The following is a 15,771-nucleotide window of genomic DNA, read 5'->3' on the forward strand; positions in this document are numbered from 1 at the left end:
CCCGACCCCGATCCGGAGACGATGATGTCCACCCACGCAGTCGATCCAGTCTTCCCCGCGGACCCCGCTCCGCCGCTCACCGCCGACGCGATCCCGGGCCAGCGCCAGACGCGCTGGTTCTGGATCTCCTTCGTGCTCGCCTGGCTCGGATCCGGCATCGCCCAGGGCGTCGCCAGCGTCGCGATCCCCCAGCTCCTCAAGGAGTGGGATCCCGATCGGGCGACGGGCGACCTCAGCATCATCCTCACTATCGGCGGCGCCGCCATCCTCATCACGACGCCGATCTTCGGCCGCCTCAGCGACCGCTCGATGTCGAGGCTCGGCATCCGTCGGCCCTGGATCCTCTCCGGCTCTCTGATCGCGCTGGCCGGCTACGCGGTGCAGGCCACGGCCCCGTCGCTCCTCGTGCTCGCGGTCGGCACGATCCTGGTGCTCGTGGGGTGGGGCGCGGTCTCGATGACCGTGCACACCCTCTTCGCCGACCAGATCCGCCGCAGCATCCGCGCCATCATGTCGGCCGTCACCGGTGCCGCCACCGCGATCGGGATCCTGGGCGGCGTCTCCCTCGCGGGTGCCGTCGCCCCGATCGGTCAAGTCGGCATGTTCCTGATCCCGGGTGGGCTCGCCGTCGTCCTGGCGATCACGCTGTTCTTCACCCTGAAGGACATCCGTCGTCTGGAACCCGCGGAGCCGATGGACTGGAGCGGCGTCCTGGACACCTTCTGGCTGAGCCCGCGCCGCTACCCCGACTTCGCCTGGGCATGGGTGTGCCGCTTCTTCATGACCGCATCGATCGTGTCGGTCACGAGCTACCTCTACCTGACGATCTCCGGACGCTTCGGGATCGACGACCCGACCGAGATCGCCGCCGTGCAGACGCAGGCCACCGCGGCCTTCACCCTGATGAACCTGGTGATGGCGTTCGTCTTCGGCGTGATCTCCGATCGGACAGGGCGCCGCAAGCCGAGCGTGATCATCGGCGCCCTCGCGAGCGCCGGCGGGCTGGTGCTGGCGATCTCGTTCGGCGACATCGCGTTCTTCCTCGTCGGCATCGCGATCGTCGGAGCCGGGCAGGGAGCGTACATCGCGGCAGACGTCGCCCTGATGACGGAGTGCCTCCCGTCCGTCGAGGACGCGGGCAAGGACCTCGGCATCGTGGCGCTCGCCTACCTGCTGCCGGGCATCCTCGTACCCGTTTTCGGATTCTTCGCCACCCGCATAGGCTCGCCGACAGGTGAGAACTTCGCGGCCCTCTACATCGGCGCGGTCGTGATGGCTGTGATCGCCGCGTTCGCGGTCACCCGAGTGAAGGGCGTGCGATGACCGATGCTCCCCGTCTCGGCGGCGCAGCCCGTCGCGAGTACCGGCGCCTGAACCGCGCCGCGGACATGCTTCCGCGGACGCACCACGAGGTCGTTCGGTCAGCCGACATCCCCGTCCCGGCGGACGACGGCGTCACTCTCCTCACCGACCATTGGCATGCGGAGGGGGCCGGCGGGCACACCGTGCTGATCCGCACTCCCTATGGGCGTGACGGCATCGCCGGGGTGGCGCTCTTCCTCGCCGAACGCGGGCACCATGTCGTGGTGCAGAGCTGCCGCGGCACGTTCGGTTCGGGCGGCGCGTTCGACCCGCTGCACGACGAGGTCGCCGACGGGCAGGCGACCATGCGCTGGTTGCGCGCGCAGACGTGGGCGACCGGCCGTGTGCACTCCTGGGGCGGAAGCTACTTCGGCGTGACGCAGTGGGCCTACTGCGACGGCGACGAGCGTCCCGACGCCCTGGGCATCGCGATCTCCGCGCGACGCTTCGACGACGCGATCCTCTACCCGGGCGGCGGATTCTCGATCGACACCCCTCTCACATGGGCCTACGCGCTGGACATCCAGGAGCGGTCGCTGCCGTCGAAGGCCTGGGCGCTGCTGCGCGCCCGCCGCGCTTTCCGTCGTGGGGCGCTCGCGATTCCCCCCTCGGAGGCGGTGCGCGTGGCGCGTGACGCGGACCCGCAGTTCTTCCGCGACTGGGTCGAGCACAGCGACCACGGCGACCCGTGGTGGGAGCCGATGCACTTCGCGCAGGATGTGGAGACCGTCCCGCCCGTCACGCTCGTCGCCGGATGGCAGGACCTGTTCCTGGTCGGTCAGCTGGCGGACTACGCCGCCCTCCGCGACGCGGACCGCCCGGTGCGCCTCATCATCGGCGACTGGGTGCATGGCGCTCCGGAGATCACCGTCATCGGGGTCCGCGAGGCGCTACGCTCCTTCACTGCGGACGCGGCCACGAACGGCGTGCGCCTCGACGTGACCGGAGGCGGTGGGCGGCGGGAGCTTCTGAGCTGGCCACCGCCGCACACGGCGATGACCGTGACGCTCACCCCCGACGGGCAACTCGACCGGAGCGGTGCCGAGCACCCCGCCGCCGACCTGACGTACCGCTACGACCCTGCGGATCCGACCCCGGACGGCGGCGGACGCACGCTCAATCCGTTCTCCGCAGGACGACGCAGACAGCGCGTCCGCGAACGCCGGGACGATGTGCTCGTGTTCACCGGCGATCCGCTTCCGGAAGACCTGCTGGTCATCGGAGTGCCCGAGATCGCCCTGCCGTTCTCATCGTCGAATCCCCGAGCCGACCTGTTCGTGCGTCTCTGCGAGGTCGACACCCGGGGCGTCTCGCGGGCGGTCACCGACGGGTACCGACGGCTCTCCCCCGACGATGCGGGGATCGAGGCGGGCACCGTGCGGCTCGAACTCGCGCCCCTCGCCCACCGCTTCGCCGCCGGGTCGCGCCTGCGCGTGCAGGTGTCGTCCGGTGCCCACCCTCTGCATCTGCGCAACCCCGGGACGGACGATCCGGTGCGCGATCACTCACGCCTGCTCGCCAGCGAACAGACCGTGCGTGTGGGAGGGACCGATCCTGCCACCCTCACCCTGCCCGCCGAGGTGACGGTCCCGGCTCACGCGGGAGCCTCGTCACCCGCCGTTCACCGTCGCGTGCCACGATGACGGGATGCCCCTCGCCCGTCGCCTGACTCTCGCGGATGCGGTCGCCATCGGCCTCGGCTCGATGATCGGCGCCGGCGTCTTCGCGGTGTGGGCTCCCGCGATCGGCGTCGCCGGGAGCGGCATCCTCATCGCCCTCGCGATCGCCGCCGTCGTCGCATACTGCAACGCCACCTCGTCGGCGCAGCTCGCCGCAGCGCACCCCGTCGCCGGTGGCACGTACGCCTACGCCCGCGCGGAGATCGGTCCCTGGTGGGGCTTCATCGCGGGGTGGAGCTTCGTGATCGGCAAGATCGCCAGCTGCGCGGCCATGGCCATGACCTTCGCCGCGTATGCGGCCCCGGTCGGATGGCAGGTGCCCGTCGCCGTCGCGGCGGTCGTGCTCCTCGCCGTCGTGAACTGCTTCGGTGTGACACGCACGGCCCTGGTCACCCGCATCCTCGTCGTGTGCTCGCTGCTCGGGCTCGCGGTCGCGGTCGGCTTCGGATTCGCGGCCACCCCGACCGCCTCTCCCACCCCGCTGCCCGATGCCACGGTCTACGGGGTGCTCCAGGGCGCCGGGCTGCTGTTCTTCGCGTTCGCCGGCTACGCCCGCATCGCGACGATGGGCGAAGAGGTCGTCGATCCCGCGCGCACGATCCCCCGCGCCATCGTGTTCGCCCTGGGGGGCGCGGTCGTCGTTTATGCACTGGTCGGTGCGGTCGTCGTGCTCGTTCTCGGTGCCGATGTTGTCGGTTCGACGGCGCCGCTGGTCGACCTGCTCACCGCCGCCGGCGCATCGGCGTGGACTCCGGTTCTTCGCGTGGCAGCGGCTGCCGCCTCGCTCGGCGCTCTCCTGGCGCTGCTGACCGGAATCGGCCGCACGACTCTGGCTATGGCTCGCGAGGGCGATGTTCCTCGATTCCTCGCGAAGATCGACCGGCGCCATCAGGTTCCGCAGCGCGCCGAGATCGCCATCGCCCTCATCGTGATCGCCATCGTGCTCGTCGCCGATCTGCGCGGCGCCATCGGTTTCTCGTCCTTCGGCGTGCTCCTCTACTACCTGATCGCGAATGCAGCCGCCTTCCGGCAGACGGGACGCGCACGACGCTACCCGCGAGCCCTGCAGGGGCTCGGAGCCCTCGGATGCCTGGTCCTGGTGAACACCCTGCCCGTGTTCGCGTCGCTGGTCGGAACCGCCGTGGTGCTCCTCGGTGTGGGATACCGGGTGCTGCGGCTGCGGTTCACTCGGGTGTGAGAACCGGCTCACCGCTCGGAGGTCAGCCGCTCGGAGGTCAGCCGCTCGCCTCGGAGCGGTACGCCCGTGGGGCGATCCCGAGCACGGTCTGGAAGTCGCGCGTGAGGTGCGCATGATCCGCGTAGCCGAGCTCGGCGGCGATCGAGGCAAGATCGGCTCCCGGCTCCTCGCGCACACGCTGCGCCGCCTCCTGCAACCGCCGACGCCGGATCATCGCTGCGGGTGAGAGGCCGACGTAGCGGTGCGTCATCCGCTGCAGGGTGCGCACCGAGACGGCGAGCCTGGTCGCCGCCTCCTCCGGGGTGAACGCCGGGTCATCGCCCATCAGCACATCCATCGCCGCGTTGGCCTGGCGTGCTGGATCGCCGACGGGTGACGCGCGCTCCTCGAGCCAGCGGGAGAAAGCCTCGACCGCACGCTCTCTGTGCCTTTCGTCCGAGCCCATCGCCGAGACGACGGCATCACGAAGCGCGGTGACATCGCCGGCCTCGTGGTCGAGCACCCGCTCTCCGTCGACCAGGGATGACGGATCCTCGATCAGCGCAGCGACCGCCGCCGGACGCAGAAGTGCGCCGACGGCCCATCCGCTCCCCCGCAGGTTGCGGTGCGACGCGCGGGTCGTCGCGCCCGACAGCGTCACGGCTTCCGCATCGACGACGAGGTTGAGGGCCGGATAGGCGACGATCTCCTGCTGCGAGGAGCGCCCTGGCGCGATGTCCCACTCCGGGATCCAGAACCATGCGACCAGATCCGTCACCGCCGACGGTGCCGGCAGCCGGTGGAACTGCGGCAGGCGAGCGGGATACAGCACACCACGGGTCGGATTCACCATGCGCCCAGCGTAGGGTCCACCGCCGACGCCCGAAGGCTGTCGCGGATCTTCAAGCCGCCGGCACCTCGCCCGGCCTAGCGTGGCGGCATGAGCAACGACGACACCACGACACACGACACCCCCACGACCGGCGCGAGCGGTACGTACACGACGAACGGCCGACCGAACAGCGCCACCTCGCTCACTCCCTTCCTGGCGATCCCGGAGGCGAAGCAGGCCATCGAGTTCTACCGCGAGGTCTTCGGCGCACGCGTCATCGACGTGACCGAGTTCGGCGGAGTCGTCGCCCACGCCGACCTCGACTTCGGTCTCGGCCTGCTCCAGCTCGGAGAGCCGAACGCCGAGTACCGCCTCGTGCGCTCGCCCGAGGGCGACGACGACTGCTACTCGATGGGGCTGTACGTCTCCGACGTCGATGCGGTCGTCGAGAAGGCCGTCGCCGCGGGAGCGACCGTGCGCGAAGCCCCGGCACCCTTCGTCTCGGGCGACCGATTCGCCAGCATCCGCGACCCGTTCGGGGTGCGCTGGTCGGTCATGACCCGCGTGGAGGACATCTCCGACGAGGAGAGCAGCCGCCGGGTGGCGGAATGGGCGGCCTCGTTCAGCGCGGCACCGGCAGACGGCGCGAGCTGAGCGATGCCTCAGCCGCACGGCACACCGCGGGAAGCAGCGCCTCGGCCGTGCGGCGATAGCCCAGCGCGCTCGGGTGGAAGCGGTCGAGGCTGAACATCGCCTCGGGCTCGTCGAAGAACATCGGTCCCACCGCTCGACGCAGATCGACCGGTTCGGCGCCCGCCCGCCGTGCCGTCTCGTCCTGGATCTCGGCGAGACGGCGGGACAGGCTGGAGGCGAGGCGGCGGAGAGGTTGCGGCACCGCGCGCAGCGCACCGAGGTCGGGGCAGGTGCCCACGACGACCTCTGCCCCTCTCTCACGCAGCCGGCGGATCGTGTCGTGCAGGTGCTGTGCAGACAGCGCCACGGGCAACCGGTGCGTCACGTCGTTCCCTCCGACGACGATCACGGCCACGTGCGGACGGTAATCCGTGGGCAGGGCATCGAGCTGGCCGGGGAGATCGGGCGACTCCGAGCCGACGACGGCCACCGTGCGCAGCCGCACCGGCCGATGCATCCGGCGTCCCGTCGCCTTCGCCAGCCGCCCGCCGAGGGTCTCCTTGCGATGCTCGGCCCCGAGGCCTGCGGCGATCGAGTCGCCGAGTACGAGCAGTTCGAGGGGCTCTCCGTCGAGACCTCGACGCCAGAGGCGATCCGCATCGAGCGCTTCCTCGCCCAGCGGCTTCCCTATCCGCCGTCGTGCGAGCGCCGCCTGCTGCCGGAGCACGAGACGGAGGCCGACCAGGAGCGCGACGAGTGCCACCCCGACCAGGACAGGCGGCACGACGACCGGTATCCGAACGCGACTCACGCCCCGATTCCACCCCGACATCGTGAACGCGGCGTGAACGGGAGCAAGGACGCCCCGTCATTCCAGGTGCACCTGTCGGGACTTCGTGCGGATGTCGGGCAGAACCACGGCGATTCCCCCGACATCCGTGCATCCACCCGACAGGTGTCCCGGCGCGGCGGACCGGACCGGACCGGACCGGTCAGGACAGGACCGGTCAGGACAGCGGCTTGAGCTCCAGGTCGCCGGTGCCGGCGGAGACGGTCGCGAAGGCGGTGTAGCCGTCGGCCGCCGAACGCTCGAGCAGCGCCTTGACGTTCTTGGTGCGTCGCTCGAGCCGCACCCTCGCGCCCCCTGCGATCAGCGCCGCCTTGTGCCGGACGAGCTCGTGCACCGGAACGTCGGCATCGTGGATGAGCACGACGGCCTGTGCGGTGGCATCGGCCTCGTCGGCGATCAGGTCGACGAGGCGTTCGAAGCCGAGCGAGAAGCCCACGGCGGGAACCTGCTGTCCGAGGAAGCGGCCGATCATGCCGTCGTAGCGACCGCCACCGCCGAGCGAGTAGCCGACCGAGGGGTGCGCGAGCTCGAAGATCGTGCCGGTGTAGTACCCCATGCCGCGCACGAGGAACGGATCGAAGACCAGGGGGATGTCGGACTGCCCCCGCCCCGCGGCGACCGCCTCGCCGATTCCGACGAGGTGCTCGACCAACTCGGTCGGGGCGCCTTCGGGGAGCGCCTTGCGGATCTGCCGCTCGCCGAACGGGGTGTACTCCATGGTCTGCGGGCGACGCAGGAACGCATCGAACGCGTCGGCGGCTGCGGTGGAGGCGCTGCGCTCACGCAGCTCGGCCGCCACACCCTCGGGCCCGATCTTGTCGAGCTTGTCGATCGTGATGAGCACCCCGGGGCGCTCCTCGGCGGTGAACCCGAAACTGTCCAGCATCCAATCCAGCACCCGACGGTCGTTGATCCGCACGGTGGCGCCGTCGAGACCCAGCGCGTCGACCGCGTCGAGCGAGGCGACCATCAGCTCGGCCTCGGCGCGCGACGAGTCATCTCCCATGATGTCGATGTCGCACTGCACGAACTGGCGGTAGCGCCCCTTCTGCGGGCGTTCGGCGCGCCAGACCGGACCGATCTGGATCGAGCGGAACACCGTGGGCAGCTGGCCGCGGTTGCTGGCGTAGAAGCGCGCGAGCGGCACGGTCAGGTCGTAGCGCAGGCCGAGGTCCGAGAGGGCGGCCGGATCGTCGGCGGCAGCGCGGATCGCGTCGGCATCGAGGCCGCGGCGCAGGATGTTGTACGACAGCTTCTCGTTGTCGCCGCCGATGCCGGCGTGCAGGCGGTCGTAGTCCTCGACGACGGGCGTCTCGATCTCGTCGAATCCATGCGCGCGGTAGCGCTCGCGGATGACGGAGAGCACGCGCTCACGGCGGGCCTTGTCGGCGGGGAGGATGTCGCGCATGCCGCGCGGCGGGTTCACGGTAGCCACGGTTCCATCTTCCCAGGTCTGCCGACGCCCCCGTGCCGGGATCAGGATGCGGCTTCGGCTACCCGCACGTCGTCTTCCAGCACGCGCAACCGCTCGCGCAGCGCCCGCTCGGCATCCCAGCCCTGCGCACGCGCCGTCGCCACCAGTGCCAGGAGCGCCTCGCCGAGCTCGTCCTCCGATGACGGGGCGGCGGCGGACTCCACCGCGACCCCCACTCCCGCCGCGCGACCGGCGAGCTTCTGGGCGAGCGCGAGCGCCGGCATCCCCCGCGGCACACCATCGAGCACGCTGCGGCGGGTGCGCTTCTCCGCCGCCTTCGCGGCGTTCCAGTGCACCAGCACCTGCTCCGGCGTCTCGGCCACCTCGCCGGCGAACACATGCGGATGCCGACGCACCATCTTCTCGGTGAGCGTGCGTGCCACGTCGTCGATGTCGAAGGGATCGTCCGGGTCCTGTGCCGCGATCGCCGAATGGAACAGCACCTGCCAGAGCAGATCCCCCAGCTCCTCGCGGAGGTCGTCGCGGCTGCCGCTCTCGACGGCGTCGATCACCTCGTGCGACTCCTCGATGAGGTACGGCACGAGGTCGCGGTGTGTGATCCGCTGCGACCACACGCAACGCTCCCGGACGGCGTGCATGGTTTCGGCTGCCTGACGCAGCGGATCGGCAGCGTCCGCGGCGGCCGGGGACTCAGAGCTCACGCTTCCTCCTTGCATCGACCCGGCCGGAAGCGGCGAGGGCCGGAAGATTCCTCATGACGATGCGGACGCGACCCGCCGGTACCAGCGCGCCCGCAGGGAGACGATGATCCCGGAGAACACGAGAGCGATCAACGACCCCACGAGCACACCGAGGATCGCCTGGTCCCTGATGCCGCCGTCGTCAGCGAAAGCGAGGTTCGCCAGCAGCAGCGAAACGGTGAAGCCGATGCCGCCGAGGGCACCGGCGGCGAGGATGTCGGCGAACGGCAGCGCAGGATCGGCGCCCTTCGGACGGATGCGCATCGCGAGCCAGCCGAACAGCGAGATGCCGATGATCTTGCCCACGGGCAACGCGACCACGATCGCCCAGAACGCCGGCGACAGCTCGGTGATCGAGACGGCGGGGATCACCACGAACGCCGCGACGAAGGCGAACAGCGGCAGGATGGCGCCGTTCACGGTCGGCTCGAGTGCGTGCCTGGTGCGCCCGGCGGGCACGGGCGACATCACGAGACCGAGCAGCACGCCGGCGATCGTGGCGTGGATGCCGGAGGAGGCGACCAGACCCCAGGTGATCACGCCGACCAGGGCCATGGCGACGGCGATCAGCGGGTGGCCCTTGGCGTGCAGCAGTCTGCTCAGCGCCCAGAAGACGGCAACGCCGACGATCGCGAGCCCGAACAGCAGCCACTGCACGTCATCGGCGAACAGCACGGCGATGAAGATGATGCCGATGATGTCGTCGAGGATCGCGAGGGCGAGCAGGAAGACGCGGACGCGCGAGGGCAGACCCTTGCCGAACATCGCCAGCACACCGAGCGCGAACGCGATATCGGTCGCCGTGGGGATGGGCCAGCCCGGAGCCGTCGTGCTGTCGCCGCCGGCGATCAGCAGGTACACCGCGATCGGGACCAGCACGCCGCCGGTCGCCGCGATGGCGGGCTGCACGGCCTTGCGCGGGGAGTCGAGCTCGCCGTGGGTCAGCTCGTGGCGCAGCTCGATGGCCACGACGAGGAAGAAGACGGCGAGAAGGCCGTCGGACACCCAGTGCGCGATCGACAGATCCAGGGCGGTGCCGGGGATCGCGATGTGGAGATCGAGGAAGGCAGCGAGCGCGTCGTGCGTCGGCAGGTTGGCGAGCAGGAGTCCGAGGCCGGCCGCGATGAGGAGGAGGACGGCAGGGAACTGCTGCCCGCGGAGGGGGTTCGCTGAGATGCGCATTCCCCCCATCGTAGGTCGCCGACAGGCCTCGGCGCCTCTCATCGTCGCCCGATCGCGAAGCAGATCGTCATGCGTGCAGGACACTCCTCTGACGAGGGATACTCTCGAAGTGTGACCCCCGCACACTCCTTCTCCGAGCCCACGAACACCGAGGCCATCCGCGTGATCGGCCGATTCGAAGCCGGCCGCGGCATCCCCGATGCCATGCGCACCGATGTCAGGATGCTCGGGCAGCTGCTCGGGCAGGTGCTGCGCGAAGCCGGCGGCGACGACCTCTTCGAAGACGTCGAACGGCTGCGTCTGGCGACGATCCAGGCCTATGACGAGGAGACCTCCGACGCCTTCGAGCGCGCGGCGGCGATCGCCGAGTCGTTCACGGTGGCTCGGGCCGACGAGGTCGCCCGCGCGTTCACCTGCTACTTCCACCTCGTGAACCTCGCCGAGGAGCACCAGCGCGTGCGCGTGCTGCGCGAGCGCGCCGGACAGCCGGGCCGGGAGGACGCCGCCGACACCGTCGCGACCGCGTACGCGCGGCTGCGCACCGAGGTCGGCGACGACGAGGCCCGCCGCCGACTGGAGGGGCTCCGCTTCCACCCGGTCTTCACGGCGCACCCCACCGAGGCCCGCCGACGCGCGGTGTCGTCGAGCATCCGCCGCCTGTCCGAGCTGCTCACGCAGCACGATGCCGCGAGCGAGGGCGGCTCGGAGGAGCACCGTGCCCGCCGCCGGATGCTGGAGGAGATCGACACCCTCTGGCGCACGGCCCCGCTGCGGTCGCAGAAGCCCTCCCCGACCGACGAGGTCCGCACCGTGATGGGGGTGTTCGACGAGACGCTCTTCACGACGGTGCCGCACGTGTACCGCCGCATCGACGATGCGCTCCGCGGAGAGGACTCCGGCGCCACCGCCCCGGTCGTTCCCGCCTTCGTGCGGATCGGCTCCTGGGTGGGCGGCGACCGCGACGGGAACCCCTTCGTGACGGCATCCGTGACCCGCGAGGCCTCGCAGATCGCGGCCGACCATGTGCTGCGCGGTCTCGAGCGCGCGCTCGATCGCATCGGCCGCACCCTCACTCTCGCCTCCGACGACACTCCGCCCAGCGCCGAGGTCACGGCGCTGTGGGAGCGGTTCGCCGCGGCGGAGCCGAACCTGGCGGCCGAACTCGCCACCCGCTCGCCCGACGAGCCGCACCGTCGCGTGCTGCTGGTGCTGGCGCGTCGCGTCGCCGCGACCCGTCACGGTGACAGCACTCAGGCGTACTCGCGTCCTGAGGAACTGCTCGCGGATCTGCGCGCGGTGCAGTCCTCGCTCGCGGACGCCGGAGCGAAGCGGCACGCGTTCGGCGGTGTGCAGCACCTGATCTGGCAGGTCGAGACCTACGGCTTCCACCTCACGGAGCTCGAGGTGCGCCAGCACTCCCAGGTGCACGCGAAGGCCCTGGCCGAGCTCGATGCCGGCGAGGCCATCAGCGCGCAGGCCGAGGAGGTGCTGGAGGTGTTCCGCGCGATCGCGGACATCCAGAACGACCGTGGCCTGCGCGCCGCCGGGCGCTACGTCGTCTCCTTCACCCAGGCGGCTTCCGACCTCGCGAACGTGCACCGTCTCGCCCGCTACGCGCTGGGTGACGACGCCCCGGTGCTCGACGTGGTTCCGCTGTTCGAGACGTTCGCCGATCTGCAGGCGGCACCGGGCATCCTCGCGGAGGCCGTGACGTTCCCCGAGTTCCGCGAGCGCATGGCCGCCACTGGCAATCGGCTCGAAGTCATGCTCGGCTACTCGGACTCGTCGAAGGACGTCGGCCCCGTCGCCGCGAACCTCGCCCTGTACGAGGCGCAGGAGAAGATCGCACGGTGGGCGCAGGAATCCGACATCGAGCTGACCCTCTTCCACGGTCGCGGCGGTGCGCTCGGCCGCGGCGGCGGGCCCGCCAACTCCGCGATCCTCGCGCAGCCTCCGCACTCGGTCGACGGCCGGTTCAAGCTCACCGAGCAGGGCGAGGTCATCTTCGCCCGCTACGGCGAGCCCGCGATCGCCATGCGGCACATCGACCAGGTCGCGGCGGCGACGCTGCTGGCCTCCTCCCCCACCGAGGAGGAGCGCACGAGCCGGGCGGCCGCCCGCTATGCCGAGGTCGCCTCGATCATGGACGCGGCCTCCCGGGAGCGTTTCTTCTCGCTCGTGAAGGCGGAGGGCTTCGCCCCCTGGTTCGCCACCGTGACCCCGATGGAGGAGATCGGGCTGCTGGCTCTCGGCTCCCGCCCCGCCCGCCGGGGGCTCTCGGTCGAATCGCTGGAAGACCTGCGGGCCATCCCGTGGGTGTTCGCCTGGACGCAGGCCCGCATCAACCTGGCCGGATGGTTCGGACTCGGCACCGCCCTGGACGCGGTCGGCGACGAAGAGCTGCTCGTGGAGGCGTACCGGGAGTGGCCGCTGCTTCGCACCATGATCGACAACGTCGCGATGAGTCTCGCCAAGACCGACGAGCGCATCGCCCGTCAGTACCTGGCCCTCGGCGACCGCGACGATCTGGCACAGCTCGTGCTCGACGAGCTCGCGACCACGCGGCGCTGGGTGATCCGTCTCACCGGGGGCGAGAGCCTGCTCGAGAACAAGCCCGTGCTGCAGCGCGCCGTGCAGCTGCGCAGCCCCTACGTCGACGCGCTCTCGCTGCTGCAGCTGCGCGCGCTGCGGGCCCTCCGCTCGGCCGCAGAGGATCCGACCGGCTCCGGCGCCGACCCGGAACAGCAGCGGCTGCTGCTGCTGTCCGTCAGCGGTGTGGCCGCCGGCCTGCAGAACACCGGGTGACCGACGTCGCCACCGACCGAGCGGGAACCCTCGCTTTCGGTGCCCACTAGAGTGAAATCTCTGCCGGATCCGGCACAGCCTCACGCGACACGATCGCCTGCACCACCATCCCCCACCAGAAAGCTCTTCCGCGTGACCGCTACGTCTCCCGTCGACTTCCATCCGCTCGCCGCATCCGTGCAGCCCGTCTTCGACACGGTGCTCTCCCGCAGCCCCTACGAGCCGGAGTTCCACCAGGCCGTCCACGAGGTGCTGCACTCGATCGCACCTGTGCTGGAGCGCCACCCGGAATACGTCGACGGCGGCATCCTCGAGCGACTCGTCGAGCCCGAGCGCCAGATCCTCTTCCGCGTGCCGTGGATCGACGACGCCGGCAGGCTGCAGGTCAACCGCGGCTACCGCATCCAGTTCTCCTCCGTGCTCGGCCCGTACAAGGGCGGACTGCGCTTCCACCCCTCGGTGAATCTGTCGATCATCAAGTTCCTCGGTTTCGAGCAGATCTTCAAGAATGCGCTCACCGGCCAGGGCATCGGCGGCGGCAAGGGCGGCTCCGACTTCGACCCGCACGGAAAGTCCGACGCCGAGGTCATGCGCTTCTGCCAGTCGTTCATGAACGAGCTCTACCGTCACCTCGGCGAGCACACCGATGTGCCCGCGGGCGACATCGGCGTCGGCGGCCGCGAGATCGGCTACCTCTTCGGCCAGTACCGCAAGGTCACCAACCGCCACGAGTCCGGCATGTTCACCGGCAAGGGGACGGGGTGGGGCGGTGCAGAGGTGCGCACCGAGGCCACCGGGTACGGCGCGGTGTTCTTCGCGCAGGAGATGCTCGCGGTGCACAGCGACTCCCTCACCGGCAAGCGCGTGGGCATCTCGGGATCGGGCAACGTCGCGATCTACGCGATCCAGAAGGCCACCCAGCTCGGCGCCACCGCGGTGACGGCCTCGGACTCCTCCGGCTACGTCGTCGACGACGCCGGGATCGACCTCGACCTGCTGCGTCAGATCAAGGAGGTCGAGCGTGCCCGCATCGTCGAGTACGCCAACCGCCGCCCGAGTGCCCGCTTCGTCGAAGGCGGCAGCGTGTGGGAGGTCCCGGTCGACATCGCCGTCCCCTCCGCCACCCAGAACGAGGTCAGCCTCGCCGATGCCCAGGCCCTGATCGCGAACGGCGTGCGTGCCGTGTCCGAGGGCGCGAACATGCCGTGCGTGCCGGATGCGGTCGAGGCGTTCCAGAAGGCCGGTGTGCTGTTCGCCCCCGGAAAGGCCGCGAACGCCGGTGGCGTCGCCACCTCCGCGCTCGAGATGAGCCAGAACGCGTCACGTCAGCGCTGGAGCTTCGGCGACAGCGAGAACAAGCTGCGCGAGATCATGGCCGACATCCACGATGCGGCCTTCGACGCCGCGGAGCGCCACGATGTCGCGGGCGACTACGTCGCCGGAGCCAACATCGCCGGCTTCGAGCGCGTCGCCGCGGCGATGCTCGCCCAGGGTGTCATCTGACCCCTTCCTCGACACAGGTTCCTCGACACGAGAAGAGCCGCCTCCCTTCCGGGGAGGCGGCTCTTCTCGTGTCGGGATGTCGGGTCAGCTCTCGTCGACCGGAACCTTGACGACCTTGTTGTATCCGGTCACCGCCTGGTTCTCGTCGAAGGCGACGACCTTCTTGCGGAAGCCCTTCGTGATGATGGCGAGGTAGACGACCCCGATCGCGGTCCACACCAGGCCGCCGCGCAGGGCGTCCTCGTGCAGGTTCGCCCAGAGCAGACCGGTGAGCACCATGCCGATGCCGGGCATCACGATGAAGCTGAAGATGTCGCCGGGAGTCTTGCGACGGCCCTTGCGGATCGCGAACCACGCGATCACCGAGATGTTGACGAAGGTGAAGGCGATCAGCGCGCCAAAGTTGATCCACGCGGCGATCAGCTCGAGGGTGAACGGGATGGCCAGCAGCGAGATGGCGCCGACCAGCACGATGTTGAAGGTCGGGGTGTGGGTGCGCGGATTGATGTAGCCGAACGCCCGCTGCGGCAGCACGTTGTTGCGGCCCATCACCAGCAGCATCCGCGACACCGAGGCGTGCGAAGCCAGGCCGGAGGCGAGGGTGGCGCAGAAGCCGGCCGCTGTCAGCACCGCCATGAGCACGGGGCCGCCGACCAGGTTGCCGATGACCGGCAGCGTGGAGTCCTCGACGAACTGCATGTCGCCGCCCGGCGCGAACTCGTTCCAGTCGGGGAAGCGCAGCTGCGTGAGGTAGCCGGAGATGAGGAAGATCGCGCCTCCCAGAAGCACCGTCAGCAGGATGGCCTTGGGCATGATCTTCGGGTCCTTGGCCTCTTCCGCGTACATCGTCACGGCGTCGAAGCCGATGAACGAGAAGCACACGATCGTGGCGCCCATCAGCACCGCACTCATCGTGGCGCCGTCGTGGAAGAACGGGGTCATCGAGGCCACGGTCGCGGCACCCTCGCCGCGCATCAGCTGTGCGATCACCATCACCACGAAGACGACCATCACGATGATCGAGAAGATGAGCAGGATCATGTTCAGGTTCGAGGTGCCGCGCATCGTGAGGTAGATGATGCTCGTGACGAGGATGCAGTACAGCACGACCCAGATCCACCCGGGGATCTCGGGGAAGAGCGCCTCGAGATAGCTGCGGATGATGAGGCAGTTCACCATCGGCAGCAGCACGTAGTCGATCAGCGACGTCCAACCGACCATGAAGCCGAGGTTCGGATGGATCGACTCGCGCACGTAGGTGTAGGCGGATCCGGCACTCGGGATCGCGCTGGAGATCTTGCCGTAGCTGATGGCGGTGAAGACCATCACGACCAGCGCGACCAGGTACGCCGCCGGAACGACGTTGTCGGTGTCACGGGCGACCATGCCGAAGGTGTCGAAGACGACCGTCGGTGTCATGTAGCCGAGCCCGAGCCCGACGATGGCCCACAACCCCAGATTTCGTCGGAGCGTCCCTCCGCCTTGCGCCAGCGGCTTCGTCTTCGTTGCCATGGGTACTCCTCGGGGAACAGCGCATGGGTCGGACTTCGGATCGTCCGACGCTGAGGAACAG

At 69.9% G+C, this 15,771-nt stretch carries 12 protein-coding genes; 6 read left to right on the plus strand and 6 right to left on the minus strand.

Going from position 1 to position 15,771, the window contains the following annotated elements:
* Positions 1-24: 24 nt before the first annotated feature.
* Genes ASC55_RS05580 through ASC55_RS05590 form a run of 3 tightly spaced genes read left to right on the plus strand, consistent with a single transcriptional unit; the run spans position 25 to position 4,239 of the window.
* Positions 25-1,323 (plus strand): MFS transporter, encoded by a 1,299-nt coding sequence (locus ASC55_RS05580; RefSeq protein ID WP_055875937.1) that lies wholly within the window; start codon positions 25-27, stop codon positions 1,321-1,323.
* A complete protein-coding gene (locus ASC55_RS05585; protein WP_055873468.1) occupies positions 1,320-3,005 on the plus strand; it encodes a CocE/NonD family hydrolase in 1,686 nt (561 codons plus the stop codon). Before ASC55_RS05580 ends, ASC55_RS05585 begins: the two co-directional genes overlap by 4 nt.
* Positions 3,006-3,009: 4 nt before the next feature.
* A complete protein-coding gene (locus ASC55_RS05590) occupies positions 3,010-4,239 on the plus strand; it encodes an APC family permease (RefSeq protein ID WP_055873471.1) in 1,230 nt (409 codons plus the stop codon).
* 37 nt (positions 4,240-4,276) lie between these two features.
* On the opposite strand, the gene ASC55_RS05595 is transcribed toward ASC55_RS05590, so the two are convergent.
* Positions 4,277-5,071 carry an AraC family transcriptional regulator gene (locus ASC55_RS05595; RefSeq protein WP_055873474.1) on the minus strand — a complete coding sequence of 265 codons (795 nt, stop codon included), beginning with the start codon at positions 5,069-5,071 and terminating at the stop codon, positions 4,277-4,279.
* A gap of 87 nt (positions 5,072-5,158) precedes the next feature.
* Here ASC55_RS05595 and ASC55_RS05600 point away from each other — a divergent pair, with 87 nt between their 5' ends.
* On the plus strand, positions 5,159-5,704 hold the full coding sequence (locus tag ASC55_RS05600) for a VOC family protein (protein ID WP_055873477.1): 546 nt from the start codon (positions 5,159-5,161) through the stop codon (positions 5,702-5,704).
* Here the strand turns inward: ASC55_RS05600 and ASC55_RS05605 are convergent.
* The 4 genes from ASC55_RS05605 to nhaA all read right to left on the minus strand — a co-directional run bounded on the left by ASC55_RS05605 (position 5,673) and on the right by nhaA (position 9,890).
* A complete protein-coding gene (locus ASC55_RS05605; RefSeq protein ID WP_151486640.1) occupies positions 5,673-6,467 on the minus strand; it encodes an SGNH/GDSL hydrolase family protein in 795 nt (264 codons plus the stop codon). The genes ASC55_RS05600 and ASC55_RS05605 overlap by 32 nt on opposite strands.
* Positions 6,468-6,690: 223 nt before the next feature.
* Positions 6,691-7,941 carry a histidine--tRNA ligase gene (hisS, locus tag ASC55_RS05610; RefSeq protein ID WP_055873483.1) on the minus strand — a complete coding sequence of 417 codons (1,251 nt, stop codon included), beginning with the start codon at positions 7,939-7,941 and terminating at the stop codon, positions 6,691-6,693.
* Positions 7,942-8,009: 68 nt separating this feature from the next.
* Positions 8,010-8,684, minus strand: a complete 675-nt coding sequence (locus ASC55_RS05615) for a MazG family protein (RefSeq protein WP_055873486.1) — start codon at positions 8,682-8,684, stop codon at positions 8,010-8,012.
* A 36-nt stretch (positions 8,685-8,720) separates the two neighbouring features.
* Positions 8,721-9,890: a Na+/H+ antiporter NhaA gene (gene nhaA / locus ASC55_RS05620; protein ID WP_055864677.1), complete on the minus strand. Its 1,170-nt coding sequence runs from the start codon at positions 9,888-9,890 to the stop codon at positions 8,721-8,723.
* 111 nt (positions 9,891-10,001) lie between these two features.
* On the opposite strand from nhaA, the gene ASC55_RS05625 reads away from it, so the two are divergent.
* Together ASC55_RS05625 and gdhA are read left to right on the plus strand one after the other, a co-directional pair.
* Positions 10,002-12,695: a phosphoenolpyruvate carboxylase gene (locus tag ASC55_RS05625; RefSeq protein WP_055873489.1), complete on the plus strand. Its 2,694-nt coding sequence runs from the start codon at positions 10,002-10,004 to the stop codon at positions 12,693-12,695.
* A gap of 132 nt (positions 12,696-12,827) precedes the next feature.
* Complete coding sequence (gene gdhA, locus ASC55_RS05630) at positions 12,828-14,198, plus strand: NADP-specific glutamate dehydrogenase (protein WP_017828746.1); 1,371 nt, start codon at positions 12,828-12,830, stop codon at positions 14,196-14,198.
* Between the two features lie 84 nt (positions 14,199-14,282).
* On the opposite strand, the gene ASC55_RS05635 is transcribed toward gdhA, so the two are convergent.
* On the minus strand, positions 14,283-15,710 hold the full coding sequence (locus ASC55_RS05635; protein ID WP_235562436.1) for an APC family permease: 1,428 nt from the start codon (positions 15,708-15,710) through the stop codon (positions 14,283-14,285).
* Positions 15,711-15,771: the final 61 nt, after the last annotated feature.

This window comes from Microbacterium sp. Root322, assembly GCF_001425645.1.
Classification (GTDB): domain Bacteria; phylum Actinomycetota; class Actinomycetes; order Actinomycetales; family Microbacteriaceae; genus Microbacterium; species Microbacterium maritypicum.